We start from the raw sequence: 15446 nt of genomic DNA, 5'->3' as shown, positions 1-15446 counted from the left end.
AGTCGCTCCTTCGCTCAACTGCCTCTCCAAAGAATCCTTTCTCAGCCTAAACTCAACCCCAAAATCGCCATATGCGATTCCCCTGCCCTTGTGGGGGAGATGTCCGGCAGGACAGAGGGGGGCGTGAAGGATCACCAAAGATCGGCGTTTACACGCTGCTCCGTTGACCTTGGCACCATCCGGCGAAATGGTAGTCTCCCTATGAACAACCGACAACGCAACCAACCGACGGCAAGCGACGCCCCGCTCACCTTCGCGGTCCTGGTCTTCCCCGGCTTTCCGATGATGGCGTTCAGCTCGGTGATCGAGCCGCTCCGCGCCGCCAACGTGCTGGCCAAGCGGGACTGCTATCGCTGGATCATCGTCGGCGCCGCCGAAGGCCCGGTCGAGGCTTCTAATGGCGTCGTCATCCAGCCCGGCTTTGCCGCCCATGACGCGCCGAAGGTCGACCGCATCGTCGTCTGCTCGGGTGGCGATGCCGATCATCTCGTCGCGCACGATGCCGTGAGCTGGATCCGCAAGAGCCTGCGCGGCGGCGCCCATATCGGTGCGGTAGCTGACGCGGCGTTCTTCCTCGCCCGCGCGGGCCTGCTCGACGGCCATGCCTGCACCTTGCACTGGACCAGCCAGGCAGCCTTCACCGAAGCGTTTCCGAATATCGAGCTGAGGCGCGATCTCTATGTCATCGACCGCAAGCGCTTCACTTCGGCCGGTGGCGTCGGCAGCCTCGACATGATGCTGGAGATCATCACCAACGATTATGGCGCGGAGCTGGCGGCCGGGGTCGCCGAATGGTTCGTGCACAGCCCGCTACGCTCCAGCGTCGACCGCAAGCTGATGCCGCTTCGCTTACGCACCGGCGTCCAGAACGAACTGGTGCTGTCGGCCATCGCCATCATGGAGGATGCGGTCGAGGAGCGGCTCGGCATGGCGGAGCTGGCGGGGCGGCTCGGCGTCTCCTCCGACAAGCTCGAACGCAAGTTCCGCTCCGAGCTCAGCATCTCGCCCAACGGCTATTACCGCCGCCTGCGGCTGAAGCGCGCCGCCGACCTCTTGGCCCATTCGACGCTGATGGTGCGCGACGTGGCGCTGGCCTGCGGCTTCGCCTCGATGTCGAGCTTTGCGCGGGCGTTCCGGGAAGAACATGGCCACGCGCCGAAGGTGTTGCGGCGGCATTAGGTGTTTTAACTGCGCCGCGTTCCCGCCCACCCCCTCTGGCCTGCCGGCCATCTCCCCCGCAAGGGGGGAGATCGGCAGCTTTGGTCCCGCCGCATATCCTGCTGCGTTGGTCATTGGCGAAGGCCGACGCGACATCCAATCTCCCCCCTTGCGGGGGAGATGGCCGGCAGGCCAGAGGGGGGTGCTGTCCCGCCAACCTGTCTACGGCATCCGGCACGACATTTGCGGTTTTCCGCACAATGCCGGTACGTCGTTTGCCCCATAGTCTGCCTTTCTAGGAGGCACCCATGAGCCTTGTCGTTTTTGACCCCGATAGCACCGAGGATGTCGACTTCAAGGACCGCATGCGCCATCCGGCGGCGGCGGATCCGGCCGGCGGCATGTGGTTGTCGGATACCGAGCCGTCCTTCATCGACGCAGATGCGCTGCGCAAGGGGCGGCTGGCCAGGCTGCGCGCCTGGATGCGCGAGGCCGGCTATGGTGGCGTCGTTCTGTTCGACCCCTACAACCAGCGTTACGCCACCGGCTCGCGCAACATGTTCGGCTATTTCCTGCGCAACTCGACGCGCTACTTCTTCATCCCCACAAAAGGGCCGATCGTGCTGTTCGAATATCCGCAGAGCTACCATGTCTCGATGGTGCTCGACACGATCGACGAGGCGCGTCCGTCGAAGCTGGTCTGGTCATCGGTGTCGGGCCGCGACGACGAAACCGCCGGCCCGTTCGCCGATGAGATCGCCGAATTGCTCAAGGCGCATGGCGGCGGCTCGATGAAGCTCGGCCTCGACCGCTGCAGCCATCTGCAGGCACTGGCGCTGGAAAAGCGCGGCTGCGAGGTCCGCGATTGCCAGGGCGAGATTTTGGCGGTGCGCTCGGTCAAGACGCCCGAGGAAGTAAAATGCCTGCAGGTGTCGATGGCCGGCGCCGAAGCCGCGGTCTACGCGGTGCGCGAGGCGATCAAGCCCGGCGTTTCCGAAAACGAGCTGTTCGCCATCATGTATGGCGAGGTGATCCGGCAGGGCGGCGAGTTCATCGAAACCCGGCTGCTGACCTCGGGCCAGCGCACCAATCCATGGTTCAACGAGGCGAGCGGCCGTAAGATCAGGCCTGGCGAACTTTTGGCACTCGATACCGATACGATCGGCTGCTACGGCTATTATTCGGACTTTTCCCGCACCTTCCGCTGCGGGCCGGGCAAGCCGACGGATTATCAGAAGTCGCTCTACCGCATGGCGCACGACCAGGTTCAGCACAACATCGGGGTCGTCAGGCCCGGTATGGCGTTTCGCGAGATTGCCGAAAAGGCCTGGAAAATCCCGGACCGCTTCGTCGACCAGCGCTATACCTCGGTCATGCACGGCGTCGGCATGCATGGCGAGACGCCGTTCATCGCGCATGCCATGGATTACGAGACCTATGGCCGCGACGGTGTCATCGTGCCCGGCATGGTGGTCAGCGTCGAAAGCTATATCGGCGAGAAAGGCGGCCGCGAGGGCGTCAAGCTGGAGGACGAGATCCTGATCACCGAGACCGGCACCGAGCTCCTGTCGCGCTTCCCCTATGAGGATGATTTCCTTGACGGGCACGTTTGAGTGCTGACAGGCGTATCCGCATGAAAAGCCCGATCTCGATCAAGCGCGGTACGGCGGCGGCGGTGTTCATCGATCTCCAGGAGGAGCATCGGCGGGACAAGCGCTATCTGGTCGAAGGCTATGGCGACATCCTCGCCAACGTCCAGCGGCTGCAGGCGGCGGCACGCGCCAATGATGTTCCGCTCTACCATTGGGCCTATATTGTCGATCTCGCCGCGGCGCGGCCGTTCCACCCGGTCGAGGCCAATGGCAAGTCGGCGTTTTCCGACAAGGACGATCCGCTGACGGCGATCTGTCCAGAGGTCGGCCCGTTGCCAGGCGAGACGATGCTGATCAAGACCGATGCCAGCGCCTTTCGCGCAGGGCCTGCCGCCGAGCGGCTGAAGGCCGACGGCATCGAGTGGCTGGTCGTTGCCGGCGTCTGGACCGAGGCTTGCATCGATGCCACCGTCAAGGATGCGGTGGCGCTCGGATTTCGCGTGCTGCTGGTCAAGGATGCCTGCGGCAGCGGCAGCACGGCGATGCACCAGACGGCCATTCTCAATCTCGCCAACCGGCTCTATGGCGGCGCCGTCACCACCACCGACGGCGCCTGCCGGCTGCTGGCCGGCGAGACGGTCGAAGCCTGGCAGGTCGAGGGCTCGGTGCCGCTGCGCTTCAGCTATGAAAATGCTGCCCGGCTCTACGCCGAGCTCTGAGCCGGATCGCGCAGCGATGATCACCGAGGCCGAGCGACCCGAAACGACAGAGCGCGGAAAGTACCAAACGCTGCTCGATCCGGAACTGTGGGCCTATATCGACAGGGTCAACGAGTGGTATCCGCCCGAAATGGTCTACATGCCGATCGAGCGGCAGCGGGCGGTCTATGACGCCATGTGCCGGGCGTTTCGCGAGCCCTATCCACCCGGTGTCAAGGCCAGCGATAGCGCGGTTCCTGCCATCGACCATGTGGTCCCGGTCCGGCGTTACCAAATGGCGGGCACGGCGCCACAAGCGATCGTTGTCTATTATCACGGCGGCGGCTTCGTGCTTGGCGGGCTCGACAGCCATGACGACATCTGCGCCGAGATTTGCGCCGGCACCGGCTTTGCCGTTCTGTCCTCCGACTATCGGCTGGCGCCCGAGCATCTGCATCCAGCGGCCTTCGAGGATGCACTGGCAGTATTCGAATGGGCGACGGCGACGACCGGCCTGCCGATCGTGCTCTGCGGCGAAAGCGCCGGCGGCAACCTGGCCGCTGCGGTGGCACAGGCGACACGCCGCCATCCTCACCATGCGATCGGCCAGGTGCTGATCTATCCCGAGCTCGGCGGTGACGAGCTAGACGGCCCAGAGCTGGACGGCAAAGCGCGCGCGGGCTCCTATGTCGAGCACGCCGAGGCGCCACTGCTGACATTGCGCGATGTCGAATTCTATCGGCATATCCGGGCAGGGAAGGGGCAGTCGCCGGACGACCCGACATTTTCGCCGCTTAGCGATACCGACTTCTCCGGCCTGCCGCCGACGGTCATCGTCACTGCCGAATGCGACCCGCTGTCGGCGGACGGCCAAGCCTATCGCGACCGCATCCTTGCCGCCGGCGGCAAGGCCTGGTGGCGCGAAGAGCCGCGGCTGGTGCACAGCTTCCTGCGCGCCCGCAAGACCGTGCCGCGCGCCGGCGAGGCCTTTGATCGCATTGTGGCGGCAATAGCCGCACTGGGCGGAGGTGACTGGCCTGAGTGACGGGGACCGTCCTCCAAGCACCACTGTCGCGGAACAGCGCACAAGAACTGCGGAAGTCCGAACACTCCCCTACGGGAGCTCGCCCTATCATCCCCCGAGGCAATGGCGCTCCGGCGATCGCATCCGTCCCCCGCGTTTGGCGATCGGCAGAGGTGCCCAACAACAGGGGAATGACGACGATGAAGTTCATGCTGACCGACCGGAAATTGCATCCGCAGGCCGAACCCGTCGCCGACGGCTTCAAGAAAGGCCAGATGAACCGGCGCGAATATCTCGCCACCATGGCTGCGCTCGGCGTCAGCGCTGCCGGCGCGCTGGCGCTGGGCGGGCTTGCGCCGTCGCCGGCCAGGGCCGAGGAACCGAAGCGCGGCGGCATCTTGCGTGTCGCCATGAACGTCAAGGGCTGGAAGGATCCGCGCACCTTCGACGGCGTCGAGATGTCCAACGTCGCCCGCCAGTGCAACGAATATTTGGTGCGCTGGAAGCGCGACTTCACCTTCGAGCCATGGCTGCTCGAGAGCTGGGAAACCAGCGACGACGCCCGCGTGCTGACGCTGCATGTGCGCAAGGGCATCGCCTGGTCGAACGGCGACACCTTCAACGCCGACGACGTGATCCACAATCTGACGCGCTGGTGCGATGCGTCCGTCGCCGGCAATTCGGTCGCCGCGCGCATGGGCGCACTGGTCAACGCGGATACCAAGAAGGTCGTCGACGGCGGCATCGAGCGTGTCGACGACGTCACCGTGCGGCTCAATTTGCCGAAACCCGACATTTCGCTGATCGCCGGCATGGCCGACTATCCGGCGCTGATCATGCACCGCAGCTATGAAGGCGACGGCGACCCGCTGAAGGCATTGGCGATCACCACCGGACCGTGCGAACTCGTGGCATGGGACGCCGAGGTCGGCGCCGAAGTCCGCCGCAAGGACAAGCCCTGGTGGAAGGGCGACTTCTACCTCGACGGTATCAAATGGGTCGACTACGGCTCCGATCCCAATGCGATGCTGTCGGCCTTCGAATCGGGCGAGATCGACATCGACCACGAAACCGCCTCCGATACGGTTGCGCAGACCGATTCCATGGGCCTGAGCAATTCCGAGATCGCCACCGGCTCGACGATCGTCGCGCGTTTCAACATCCGCAATCCGCCCTATGACGACATCAAGGTTCGACGCGCCGCCCAACTCGCCGTCGACAACGCCGCGGTGCTGAAGATCGGCATGGACAACCGCGGCAAGCCTGCCGAGAACCATCATGTCGGGCCGATGCATCCCGAATATGCCGATATCGGCCCGGCCGTCCGCAGCATCGATCAAGCCAAGGCCCTGCTTGCCGAGGCCGGCAAGGCCGACCACGAATACGAACTCATCTCGGTCGACGTCGACTGGCAGAAGAGCACCGGCGACGCCATCGCCGCGCAGATGCGCGAGGCCGGGCTGAAGATCAAGCGCACGGTGCTGCCGGCCGCGACCTTCTGGAACGACTGGAGCAAATATCCTTTCTCCTGTACCGAATGGCTCGGCCGGCCGCTCGGCGTGCAGGTGCTGGCGCTCGCTTATAAGACCGGCGCCGCCTGGAACGAGAGCGCCTATGCCAATCCCGAATTCGATACTCTGCTCGACAAGGCGCTGGCAATGCCCGATCCCGGCGCCCGCAAAGAGCTCATGGCCAAGATCGAACAGAATTTGCGCGATTCCGGCGTCATCATCCAGCCCTACTGGCGCTCGGTCTATCGCACCTATCGCAAGGGCGTGCATGGCTGCGAGCAACACCAGTCGCTCGAGCAGCATTTCGAGAAGGTCTGGCTCGATGCCTAGTCTCGCCGCTCGACAGAAAGGCCGGCGTTAGCCGGCCACGCCCGTCCCTGAAATCTCCCGTCCAAGCCGCACCGTCTCCCGGATCAGCAGGTCCAGATCGTCGCGCCGGGTGCGGTGGTTGTTGATCGCCACCCTGAGGCAATGCTGGCCATGCACCGTCGTGTCGGAGATGGCGGCGATGCCTTCTTCCTGCAGCCTCAGCATGATCTCGGTGTTGAGCGCTTTCAGGCGCTCAGCGTCCAACCCATCGGCGCGGTAGCGAAAGCAGACGATGTTGATGTTCACCGGCGCCACCAGTTCGAGTGCCGGTTCGGCCTCGATCAGCGCGCCGAGATAATGCCCTTGCGCGATGTTCTGGTCGATCAGCCGGCCGAACTTTTCGATGCCGTGCTCTCGCAGCGCCATCCACACCTTCAGCGCGCGAAAACCGCGCGTCGTCTGCAGGCCGTAATCGTGCAGCCATTGGCCGGAGGCCAGGCCGCGCGGCGTCGATTCCAGATATTCCGGCGTCACCGCGAACGTGCCGCGATGCGCGGAGGCATCCCGGATCAGCGCGCAGCCGACCTCAAAGGGCGCGTGCAGCCATTTATGCGGATCGAGCGCGATCGAGTGGGCGTGCTCGATGCCGGCGACGCGATGCGAATTGTCCGGCGCAATCGCAAGCAAGGCGCCGATGCAGCCGTCGACGTGAAACCACAGATCTTCTTTTGCGACCAGGTCAGCCAGCGCTTGCAGATCGTCGATTGCGCCGGTGTTCACTGTGCCGGCCGTACCGATTACGCAGGCCGGCTTGAAACCGGCCTCGCGGTCCTCGGCGATCGCCGCCCGCAACGCAGCGATGTCGATCCGCAGCCCCGCATCGCTCGGGATGCGGCGCAGCGCCCGGTTGCCGAGGCCGAGCGCTTCCATCGCTTTGCGATGGCAGGAGTGAAGCTGGTCGGAGCCGTAGAAACGCAGCGGCTTGTCGATGCCGGCAACGCCATGCTCGCGTATGTCGATACCCGCTGTGGCGTTGCGCGCCACGGTCAGTCCTATGATGTTAGCCATCGAGCCGCCGCTGACCAGCGTGCCGCTGGCCGATTGCGGAAAGCCCATCATTTCCTTGCACCAGTCGACGACCTGGTTGTCCATCAACGCGGCGGCATGGTTGCCGCCGCCGAGGTTGGAGCCTTGGATCGCTGCCAGGAAATCGCCGAGCGCGCCGGTGAAATTGCTCGAGCCCATATACCAGGACCAGAAGCGCGGATGGATGTTGCCCATCGCATAGGGCATCAAGCTCCTGGAGACGTCGCCATAGATTTCTGCCAGCGGCGCCGGCGAACGCGGCAGCGGCGATGTGAAGAAGGTCCTCACATCAACCGGCATCTCCTGCCACACCGGACGCTCTCTGACATCGCGCAGGTAAGCGACGGCATCGTCGACGATCCGATGCGACAGGACCTGCACGTCGGCCCAGTTCGAGGGGTCAAGCGTTTCCTCGGCGGCCGTGACGGCCAGTCCAGGCTTCGTGTCCATGCAGGCCGCTCCCGATGTGCCGCCGTCACGCCGGAAACTGGCAGCCGGGCGTCGACTGCGAAAGCGCAGTCTCCTCGGCGTCCATCTCCGCTTCGATGCCGTCGAACAGCGGCGTCGTCATGTAGCGCTCGCCGGTGTCGGGCAGCATGCACAGGATCACCGAGCCGGGCGCCGCCTTTTCCGCGATCTGCCGCGCGACAGCAAATGTCGCCCCGCCGGAGATGCCGGTGAAAATGCCTTCCTTCTGCGCCAGCGCCTTGGCCCATTTCGTGCCCTCGGCCCCGGCAATAGGCACCACCTCGTCATAGAGGCCGGCGTCGATCGCCTCCTGCAGCACGTCCGGAATGAAGTCGGGCGTCCAGCCCTGGATCGGATGCGGCTCGAACGCCGGATGGCTGGCGGCAGGCGCGCCGCCGGCGCCGCGCTGCTGCGGCTTGCCGCTGCCGATCAGCTGCGCATTGGCCGGTTCGGCGAGCACGATCCGGGTCTCCGGCCGCTCGCGGCGAAGCACGCGTCCGACGCCGGCGACGGTGCCGCCCGTGCCGTAGCCGGTGACGAAGCAGTCGAGCCGCGAGCCGGCGAAATCGTTGATGATCTCGCGCGCCGTCGTCGCTTCGTGAATGGCGGCATTGGCCTTGGTCTCGAACTGGCGGGTCAGGAACCAGCCATTGGCTTCGGCGAGCTCCACCGCCTTCTTGTACATGCCAAAACCCTTCTGGGCGCGCGGCGTCAGCACCACCTTGGCGCCCAGCATGCGCATCAGCTTGCGGCGTTCGATGGAAAAACTGTCGGCCATCGTCACCACCAGCGGATAACCCTTCTGGGCGCAGACCATGGCAAGGCCGATGCCGGTGTTGCCGCTGGTCGCCTCGACGACGGTCTGGCCCGGCTTCAAGGCGCCGCTGCGCTCGCCCTCTTCGATGATGTTGAGCGCCAGGCGGTCCTTCACCGAGGCGGCGGGATTGAAGAATTCGGCCTTCACGTAGATCGTGGCATGGCCCGGTCCGAGATTGTTGATGCGTATCGCCGGCGTATCGCCGACCGTATCGAGAATGCTGTCGAACAGACGGCCGCGCCCGGCGGTGGTTCTGATTTTCTGTTGATGCAACACGTCGATCTCCTCGCTTTGTCGTTGTCTCTTGTGGTCACGGGCCGGTTACAGACCGGTGGCTTGGGCGGCGAGGTTTCGAGACCTTGCCGCGCTACATTTGCCTCCCGGCAATGCCAGCATCCGGCGCGGGAATTCGCTGCCGGATGCACCGTGTCGCGTTTGGTGATAAAACAAAGGCCGACTGGCCAGCGTGGGAGCAGGCATGGAAACGTACGTGGAATCCGCCCGATCGAGCCTCGGTGGCGAGATGGCCGGTCTTTCGGTGCGTCTGCTCGGACCGCTGACGATCGCACGCAACGGCACCTCCGTCGAGCTTCCGAAGTCGCGCAAACTCTGTGCGCTGCTCGCCTATCTGGCGCTGGCGCCGCATCCGGTCGGCCGCAGCCGCCTGTGCGAGCTTTTGTGGGATGTGCCGAACGACCCGCGCGGCGAGCTTCGCTGGTGCCTGAGCAAGCTTAGAGGCATCCTCGATGAACCGCGTCGTCGCAGGGTCGAGACACCAGGCGACGCGATCACGCTTGATCTGAGAGGTGCTTCCGTCGACGCTGTTGACATAGCCTCGGCCGCCGCCAAGGGCGTTGAGACGCTCGGTCTGGAACGGCTGCAGGCTCTTTCCGGAATGTTTGCCGGCGACTTCCTCGATGGGCTGGAGATCGAGCGCAGCCCGCATTTCAACAGTTGGCTGATCGCTCAGCGCCGCCGCTTCAGCTCTTGGCACGCCGCCATCCTGGAACATCTCGTCAACAAGCTTCCGGCGGATGCCGACGAAATGTCTTCGCATCTGGACAAATGGCTGGAACTCGCTCCGTTCGACGGGCGCGCGCACGTGGCTCTTCTGAAAAGGCTAGCGCAGCGCGGCCAGTTTGACGCGGGCGAGGAACATCTCGCTTCCGCGGCGCGGCTGTTTGCTTCGGAGGATCTGGATTTCGGAGCCGTTCGTGAGGCATGGCGCACGATCCGCAACGAACGGCCTGCCGCGATGCTCTGGGCCCGACCTTCAGTCGTACCCGCGGCACCGCACGCGTCAATTATGCTTTCCCGTTCCGATACCGCTGCATCACAGAAGGCTTCGCTCGCGGTGATGCCGTTTGCCGAAGAGGCGGCTGTCGGCGGCCCGCGCGGTGGGTTGGCCGACGGCCTCACCCACGACATCATCACCCGCCTGGCCAAGCTCAGGGATTTCTTCGTCATCGCGCGCGGCTCGGTGTTTGCGCTCGCCGAAAAAAACATTGCGCCGGAAGATGCCGGCCGTCGGCTCAATGTCGATTATGTCGCCACCGGCACCGTGCGCTGCCAGGCCGGCCGCGTCACCGTCGCGGTCGAGCTGGTCGAAGTGCACACCGCCAGGATAGTCTGGGCCGAGACGTTCGAGCGCAAGCCGGACGACATCTTTGCCGTGCTCGACGATATCGGCAACAGCATCGTCTCGTCGATCTCGACCGAGATCGAGACGGTCGAGCGCAATCGCGCCATGCTGAAGGCGCCCAATTCGCTGAACGCCTGGGAAGCCTACCACAGCGGCCTCTGGCACATGTATCGCTTCACTCGCACGGAAAACGAGCAGGCCCGGCATTTCTTCGACGTAGCATTGAAGCTCGATCCGACCTTCGCCCGCGCCTATGCCGGGCTCTCCTTCACCCATTGGCAAAATGCCTTCCAGCGTTGGGGCGACCGCGACCAGGAAAGCGCCCTGGCCTTCGAGGCAGCCGGCCAGAGCCTGCTCGTCGACGATCACAATCCGGCCGCGCACTGGGCCATGGGCCGGGCGCTGTGGCTGCGCGGCGAGCAGGACGGCTCTCTCATCGAGCTCGAACGCGCCGTCGACCTCAGCCCGAATTTCGCGCTCGGTCACTATGCGCTGTCTTTCGTCCATTCGCAGTCGGGCGACCCGCAAGCTGCGATCGGCTCGTCCGATCATTCCAGGCATCTGAGTCCCTTCGATCCGCTGCTGTTCGGCATGCTGGGCGCCAGGGCGATGTCGCATGTCCGGCTTGGCCAGTTCGACGAGGCCGCCGAATGGGCGCTGAAAGCAGCCGCGCGTCCCAACGCCCATGCCATCATCCTGGCGATTGCCGCGCATTGCCTTGCGCTGGCGGGGCGGCTGGACGAGGCACGAAGTTTCGCCGCTGGGCTGCGCAAGATGCTGCCGAACTACTGCGCCGACGATTTCATCGGCACCTTCCGCTTCGAGCCGGGCGCCGAGGCGCTGTTCCGGCAAGGCGCCAAGCGGATCGGGCTGGGGTGAGGCAGGCGCGCGGTTAGCCAGGCTCTCCAAACCGCTCATCGCGGCTGGCCGCCCCAAACATCGCCATGTCCGCAGCCAAGGCGCATCGTCAGATTGGTTGCGAATTCGTCGACCAGAGCGGATCAGACGGGCTCAACCGATTTAACGTTGCCGTCGGTGCCCACGAGGCAGCACCAGCCCCATCTTCTGACGGGCAACGGCTGAAGGTGCAGCAGTGCGTTCGCCAAAGAGAGCGCCTTCACGTGCCGCCCCTGCACGCTACCCGATGACAATCCGGCTGGGAAGATGCTCCCAACGCGGCCGCAGCACCCCCACTGCGCCTCTATGTGGCGCGCCGCAGCGTTGAAAAAACTCGAATAAGTGAGCAGCGTTTCTTTCGACCTGCGCAGCCGGATGGGCTCGGTCAAAAAAAAGATACCGACAATAGATCAGGATACAGGCAATCGTATAAGAAGCGATTTCGCCATTGGCTTTTTTCGATCTGCGTAAATGCATAACAACGTGGTATATTACTTGTAACAACATACAGCCAATGGAATAAAGTCGATTTTCTGTGCTGGTTCATTGCTGTGAAGCGAATTTCAGTATCTGCTAAGATAGCCCGCATTGGTTCTGAATTATTAAGCATTTGCAACATTCAACCCGCGATACTGCAATTTGTCCTTGCCATACGCCGACTTCGGATGCAACTTTCTGGCAACAGCAGCCGCGTTAGTTGGTTGCTGGCATGCTTGGGCGGACGGGCGCGAAGCATGGAGAGGGAAATCGATATTCGCTAATGCGGCCCCCCGTGGGGAGCGTTTCCCCTCGACGTAAGAGATCACGACAGCCAGCGACTAAGTCTTCGAATGCATGGGCCACGGTCTGGCTCTTTCGAGGCCGGCGAAGCTCTGTCCTCCGCGGATGGCACCAATCAGCAATCAGATCAGGAAAGAGCGATGAGGAAATCAACCTTGGCAATCGTGCTCGCGGGCACTTTCGCGCTTACGGCGTGCCAGTCGTCATCCAACCCGGAAGTTCAGGCGCGCAACAGCGAGTTCGGCTGCATCGCCGGTACTGTCGGTGGCGCGATCGTGGGCGGCCTGATCGGCAGCACCATTGGTGGTGGAACCGGACGTGTGATCGGTTCCGCGATTGGCATCGGCGGTGGTGGCTACCTCGGCAATCGTCTTGCCTGCGGCTGAGACGAGAAGAAAGGGACAAGACAATGAAATCCATAATCGCGACCACAGCTTCCGTGCTCCTGCTTTGCGCCGGCGCGGCCACGGCACAGCAGTCCATGTACGAGGGTCACCAAGACCAACTTGATACCGATGACAACGGCGCGGTGAACCGACAGGAGTATCAGGCCTTCATGACCAGGGCCTTCGAAAAGCTGGACGCCGATAATAACGGCGCTCTCAGCCAAGCCGAAACCGCCGACGTCCTGAACGCCGATCAGTTCGCAGCAACCGATGCGAACGGGAACGGCCGTGTCAGTCGGGACGAATTCATGAACCGGGTGATGAAGGACTTCGCGGCGGCCGATAAGAGCGGGGACCGCCGCCTGCAATAGTTTTCGGATACGAACGATCCCCCAGCCGCCAGGCAGTCGGAGGAATGAACCATGAAATTCGTAATCTATGCGACCCTGGCCACTGCTTTGATGGCGATCTCCGGTTGTACCACCGACGACTACGATGGTTGCCGGGGAAGGGGTTGCCTGGTTGATCGGTCCCATAAGGGGAGCCGGAAGGTAGACGACCGGCCGCAGTTCGACAGGAACGGCAATCCCAACTTCGATACCAGGGGCCGTTACATCGGTTGCCATGGGCTCGGATGTAAAGTCGACGATCCTGATGACGGGGATCAAAGCATCGACGACAGACCGCAGTACGACAAGGAAGGCAATCCCAACTTCGATACCCAAGGCAACTACCAAGGCTGCCGCGGCATCGGCTGCGAGGTCGATGCGCCAGAAGATGACAGGTCATCGGACGACGATAGTTCGTCGGGCGATGACGATTCCGATTGATGGCCCTGCAACGAACAAGGAAGAGGATAGCCACTCATGTCTGAATTGAACGGTCTCATCCGTCGGCCTGCCAAAATCGTCATGGTCGGCCTTGCGGGGCTGGGAATGACGCTGACGTCCGCTTTCGCCGCGAATAGCGCCTGTGACGGTGTAAAGGTCGAAGTGACGAAGGCGCGCAAGCAGGAGTATGCCCCTCTCGTCGTCTCGGCGTTGGACAAAAAGTTCAAGCCCGCTCAGGCGAAGTTCATCACGATCATGGAGAGCGGCAGTTGGAGTGCCGCCTACGTCTCCACGCCGGTGAGCGATGACGGCGTGATGTTCTTCCAGACAGTCAACGGAAAGAAGCAGTTTCGCGACGTATGGGGCGGCTATGCCGACCCATCGGAAAAGCCTGAACTCGTATCCTGGGCAAAGAAACTCGGAGCGCCGCAAGACCTGGCAAAGTGTTTTGCCGACGAAGTTACGGAATGACGGTGATGATCGCTGGCGATCGGCGCGGTGGCGCCGGCATAGCAAATGGCATCGAAAAGGCATGGATCAGCAGAAACTGATCAAGGACTGCATGACCGTCAAGGGTTCACACATAGAGGAGATTCGAACAATGGCCAGAAGACACGCTTTTCTCTTTGCGTTGGGTATGATCTCAGCAATCAGCACCGGATCAGCGTCCGCGCAATCGGCTGCGGAGGTGAACGGCAACCTGGACACGCTGTTCGGAAGTCATGCTCCGTACCAGACCTTCTTCGACAAGTTGAAAAAAGCGGTCGGTTCCGATGACAAGGCGACCGTTGCCGCATTGGTCGCCTATCCGTTCCAGGCCCGCATCAAGGGAAAGGCCCTGAAGATCAAGGATCAGAAGCAGTTCTTGACCGATTACGACCAGATTATCACCCCGAAGGTGAAGGGTGCTGTGACCAAGCAAACCTACGCGACGCTTTTTGCGAACTGGCAGGGCGTTTCCATCGGCGATGGAGAAATCTGGTTCAGCGGCATTTGCAGCAACCAAGCCTGCGAACAGCAGACGATCAGGATCACCGCCATTAACGACTGATGTCGATAGAGGAAGGAAGGCCGGTGTTCATTTCCCGCAACAGGGTTCAGCCCTTCACGACGATCAGAAAAGCGGGGCCTCGATCTCGACATGACTGAGACCGCAGCCTTGGGCGTCTCCTATCGGGGCCAGTTCCACGAGAACGGCTTCAACCCAAGCTCGACGTCTTGTTCTAGCCACCGGCGCCTGCGGAAGGATGTAGAAAAATGCTCGCTCTTCGAAAATCCAGACTGATCGTGCAGTTCGCCCGTGCGTTGGCAACTTCAGTGAAAATGGTGGCTGTCGTCAGCGTTGCCGTCCCGCACACGATCAATATTGCCTATGCAAGCAAGTATGATCTGCCGAAACCCTATGTTTCCCGGGCTCTTAACGCGGTTTTGATACCCATCAACCACGCCTCTCGGCACCGCTACCAGATCCCGCCCAAGCTTCGCGGGGTGTATGTCTTGGCCGTTGCACCCCATGGCGTTGCCGCGCGGCAAGGCATCCGGACCGGGTGACGTGCTTGCCACAGTGCGGCATCAACCGATTTCGACGCCGATCGATGTCGACCGACTCGTTTGGGCCGCTCTTGCCGTGAGCGCTACCAGTTTTCTGTTTGGCGTGAACCGCGGAACAGAAGCCGCAGATGTCGTCGAGGTCAATACCGACATCACCGTCAACAACTTCAATACCAGCATCTCGGTCAACAATATCTCGCAATGGACGAGCGTCGATAACCATGAGGAGTGGACGCAGATCGTCGATCAGTACGACGACGAGATGGAGACAAGTCTCAACGACACGAGCTATCGCGAAGACGACTCGCAGCCCGGCAACAGCAGTCCAGACGTAACTCCTCCCGATGCTGATGACGATTCCGACGATAACAACGCGGACACCGATGGCGATAGCTCGGACGACAGCACCGACGACGACAGTTCCAATGATCAGGACGATTCGAGCGATCAGAATGACGATGATGGTGATGACGACAACAACACCGACGACGATAGCTCGGATGACAATACCGACGACAATAATTCCGATGATCAGGACGATTCGACCGATCAGAACGACGATGAAGACTCAACGGCCGGTGATGATGATCAAGACAGCACCGACACCGACGACGATAGCACGAATGACGATGCGTCGGATGGCAGTACCGACGACGCTGACGGATCGGACGATGACGATGCCAACTAGCGGCCGACC

At 62.6% G+C, this 15446-nt stretch carries 15 protein-coding genes; 13 read left to right on the top strand and 2 right to left on the bottom strand.

The window, feature by feature from the left end:
- Positions 1-201 precede the first annotated feature (201 nt).
- From NKH21_RS30445 to NKH21_RS30425, 5 genes are all read left to right on the top strand, one after another.
- Complete coding sequence (locus tag NKH21_RS30445) at positions 202-1179, top strand: GlxA family transcriptional regulator (RefSeq protein ID WP_352869543.1); 978 nt, start codon at positions 202-204, stop codon at positions 1177-1179.
- Between the two features lie 287 nt (positions 1180-1466).
- Positions 1467-2771: a M24 family metallopeptidase gene (locus tag NKH21_RS30440; protein ID WP_352869541.1), complete on the top strand. Its 1305-nt coding sequence runs from the start codon at positions 1467-1469 to the stop codon at positions 2769-2771.
- A gap of 20 nt (positions 2772-2791) precedes the next feature.
- Positions 2792-3469 carry an isochorismatase family protein gene (locus NKH21_RS30435; protein WP_352869539.1) on the top strand — a complete coding sequence of 226 codons (678 nt, stop codon included), beginning with the start codon at positions 2792-2794 and terminating at the stop codon, positions 3467-3469.
- A gap of 16 nt (positions 3470-3485) precedes the next feature.
- Positions 3486-4493: an alpha/beta hydrolase gene (locus NKH21_RS30430; protein WP_352869537.1), complete on the top strand. Its 1008-nt coding sequence runs from the start codon at positions 3486-3488 to the stop codon at positions 4491-4493.
- Positions 4494-4672: 179 nt separating this feature from the next.
- Positions 4673-6313 (top strand): ABC transporter substrate-binding protein, encoded by a 1641-nt coding sequence (locus NKH21_RS30425; RefSeq protein ID WP_352869535.1) that lies wholly within the window; start codon positions 4673-4675, stop codon positions 6311-6313.
- 27 nt (positions 6314-6340) lie between these two features.
- On the opposite strand, the gene NKH21_RS30420 is transcribed toward NKH21_RS30425, so the two are convergent.
- On the bottom strand, positions 6341-7828 hold the full coding sequence (locus NKH21_RS30420; protein ID WP_352869533.1) for a pyridoxal phosphate-dependent decarboxylase family protein: 1488 nt from the start codon (positions 7826-7828) through the stop codon (positions 6341-6343).
- A 25-nt stretch (positions 7829-7853) separates the two neighbouring features.
- Positions 7854-8939, bottom strand: coding sequence for a PLP-dependent cysteine synthase family protein (locus NKH21_RS30415; protein ID WP_352869531.1), 1086 nt, complete (start codon positions 8937-8939; stop codon positions 7854-7856).
- A gap of 202 nt (positions 8940-9141) precedes the next feature.
- Between NKH21_RS30415 and NKH21_RS30410 the strand changes: the two genes are divergently transcribed.
- From NKH21_RS30410 to NKH21_RS30375, 8 genes are all read left to right on the top strand, one after another.
- Complete coding sequence (locus NKH21_RS30410) at positions 9142-11184, top strand: transcriptional regulator (protein ID WP_352869529.1); 2043 nt, start codon at positions 9142-9144, stop codon at positions 11182-11184.
- A gap of 938 nt (positions 11185-12122) precedes the next feature.
- On the top strand, positions 12123-12368 hold the full coding sequence (locus NKH21_RS30405; protein WP_292658193.1) for a YMGG-like glycine zipper-containing protein: 246 nt from the start codon (positions 12123-12125) through the stop codon (positions 12366-12368).
- A gap of 23 nt (positions 12369-12391) precedes the next feature.
- Complete coding sequence (locus NKH21_RS30400) at positions 12392-12739, top strand: EF-hand domain-containing protein (protein WP_352869527.1); 348 nt, start codon at positions 12392-12394, stop codon at positions 12737-12739.
- A 51-nt stretch (positions 12740-12790) separates the two neighbouring features.
- Positions 12791-13198 carry a hypothetical protein gene (locus tag NKH21_RS30395; RefSeq protein ID WP_352869525.1) on the top strand — a complete coding sequence of 136 codons (408 nt, stop codon included), beginning with the start codon at positions 12791-12793 and terminating at the stop codon, positions 13196-13198.
- A 36-nt stretch (positions 13199-13234) separates the two neighbouring features.
- Positions 13235-13669: a hypothetical protein gene (locus NKH21_RS30390; RefSeq protein WP_352869523.1), complete on the top strand. Its 435-nt coding sequence runs from the start codon at positions 13235-13237 to the stop codon at positions 13667-13669.
- 61 nt (positions 13670-13730) lie between these two features.
- Positions 13731-14249 carry a hypothetical protein gene (locus NKH21_RS30385; protein WP_352517663.1) on the top strand — a complete coding sequence of 173 codons (519 nt, stop codon included), beginning with the start codon at positions 13731-13733 and terminating at the stop codon, positions 14247-14249.
- A 206-nt stretch (positions 14250-14455) separates the two neighbouring features.
- A complete protein-coding gene (locus tag NKH21_RS30380) occupies positions 14456-14749 on the top strand; it encodes a hypothetical protein (RefSeq protein WP_352869521.1) in 294 nt (97 codons plus the stop codon).
- Complete coding sequence (locus tag NKH21_RS30375) at positions 14712-15437, top strand: hypothetical protein (protein ID WP_352869519.1); 726 nt, start codon at positions 14712-14714, stop codon at positions 15435-15437. The genes NKH21_RS30380 and NKH21_RS30375 overlap by 38 nt, the downstream gene beginning before the upstream one ends.
- The last annotated feature ends 9 nt before the right edge of the window (positions 15438-15446 follow it).

Origin of the sequence: Mesorhizobium sp. M1329 (assembly GCF_040318035.1) — a bacterium.
GTDB lineage: Bacteria > Pseudomonadota > Alphaproteobacteria > Rhizobiales > Rhizobiaceae > Mesorhizobium.
This window is presented reverse-complemented; position numbering and strand designations above follow the sequence as displayed.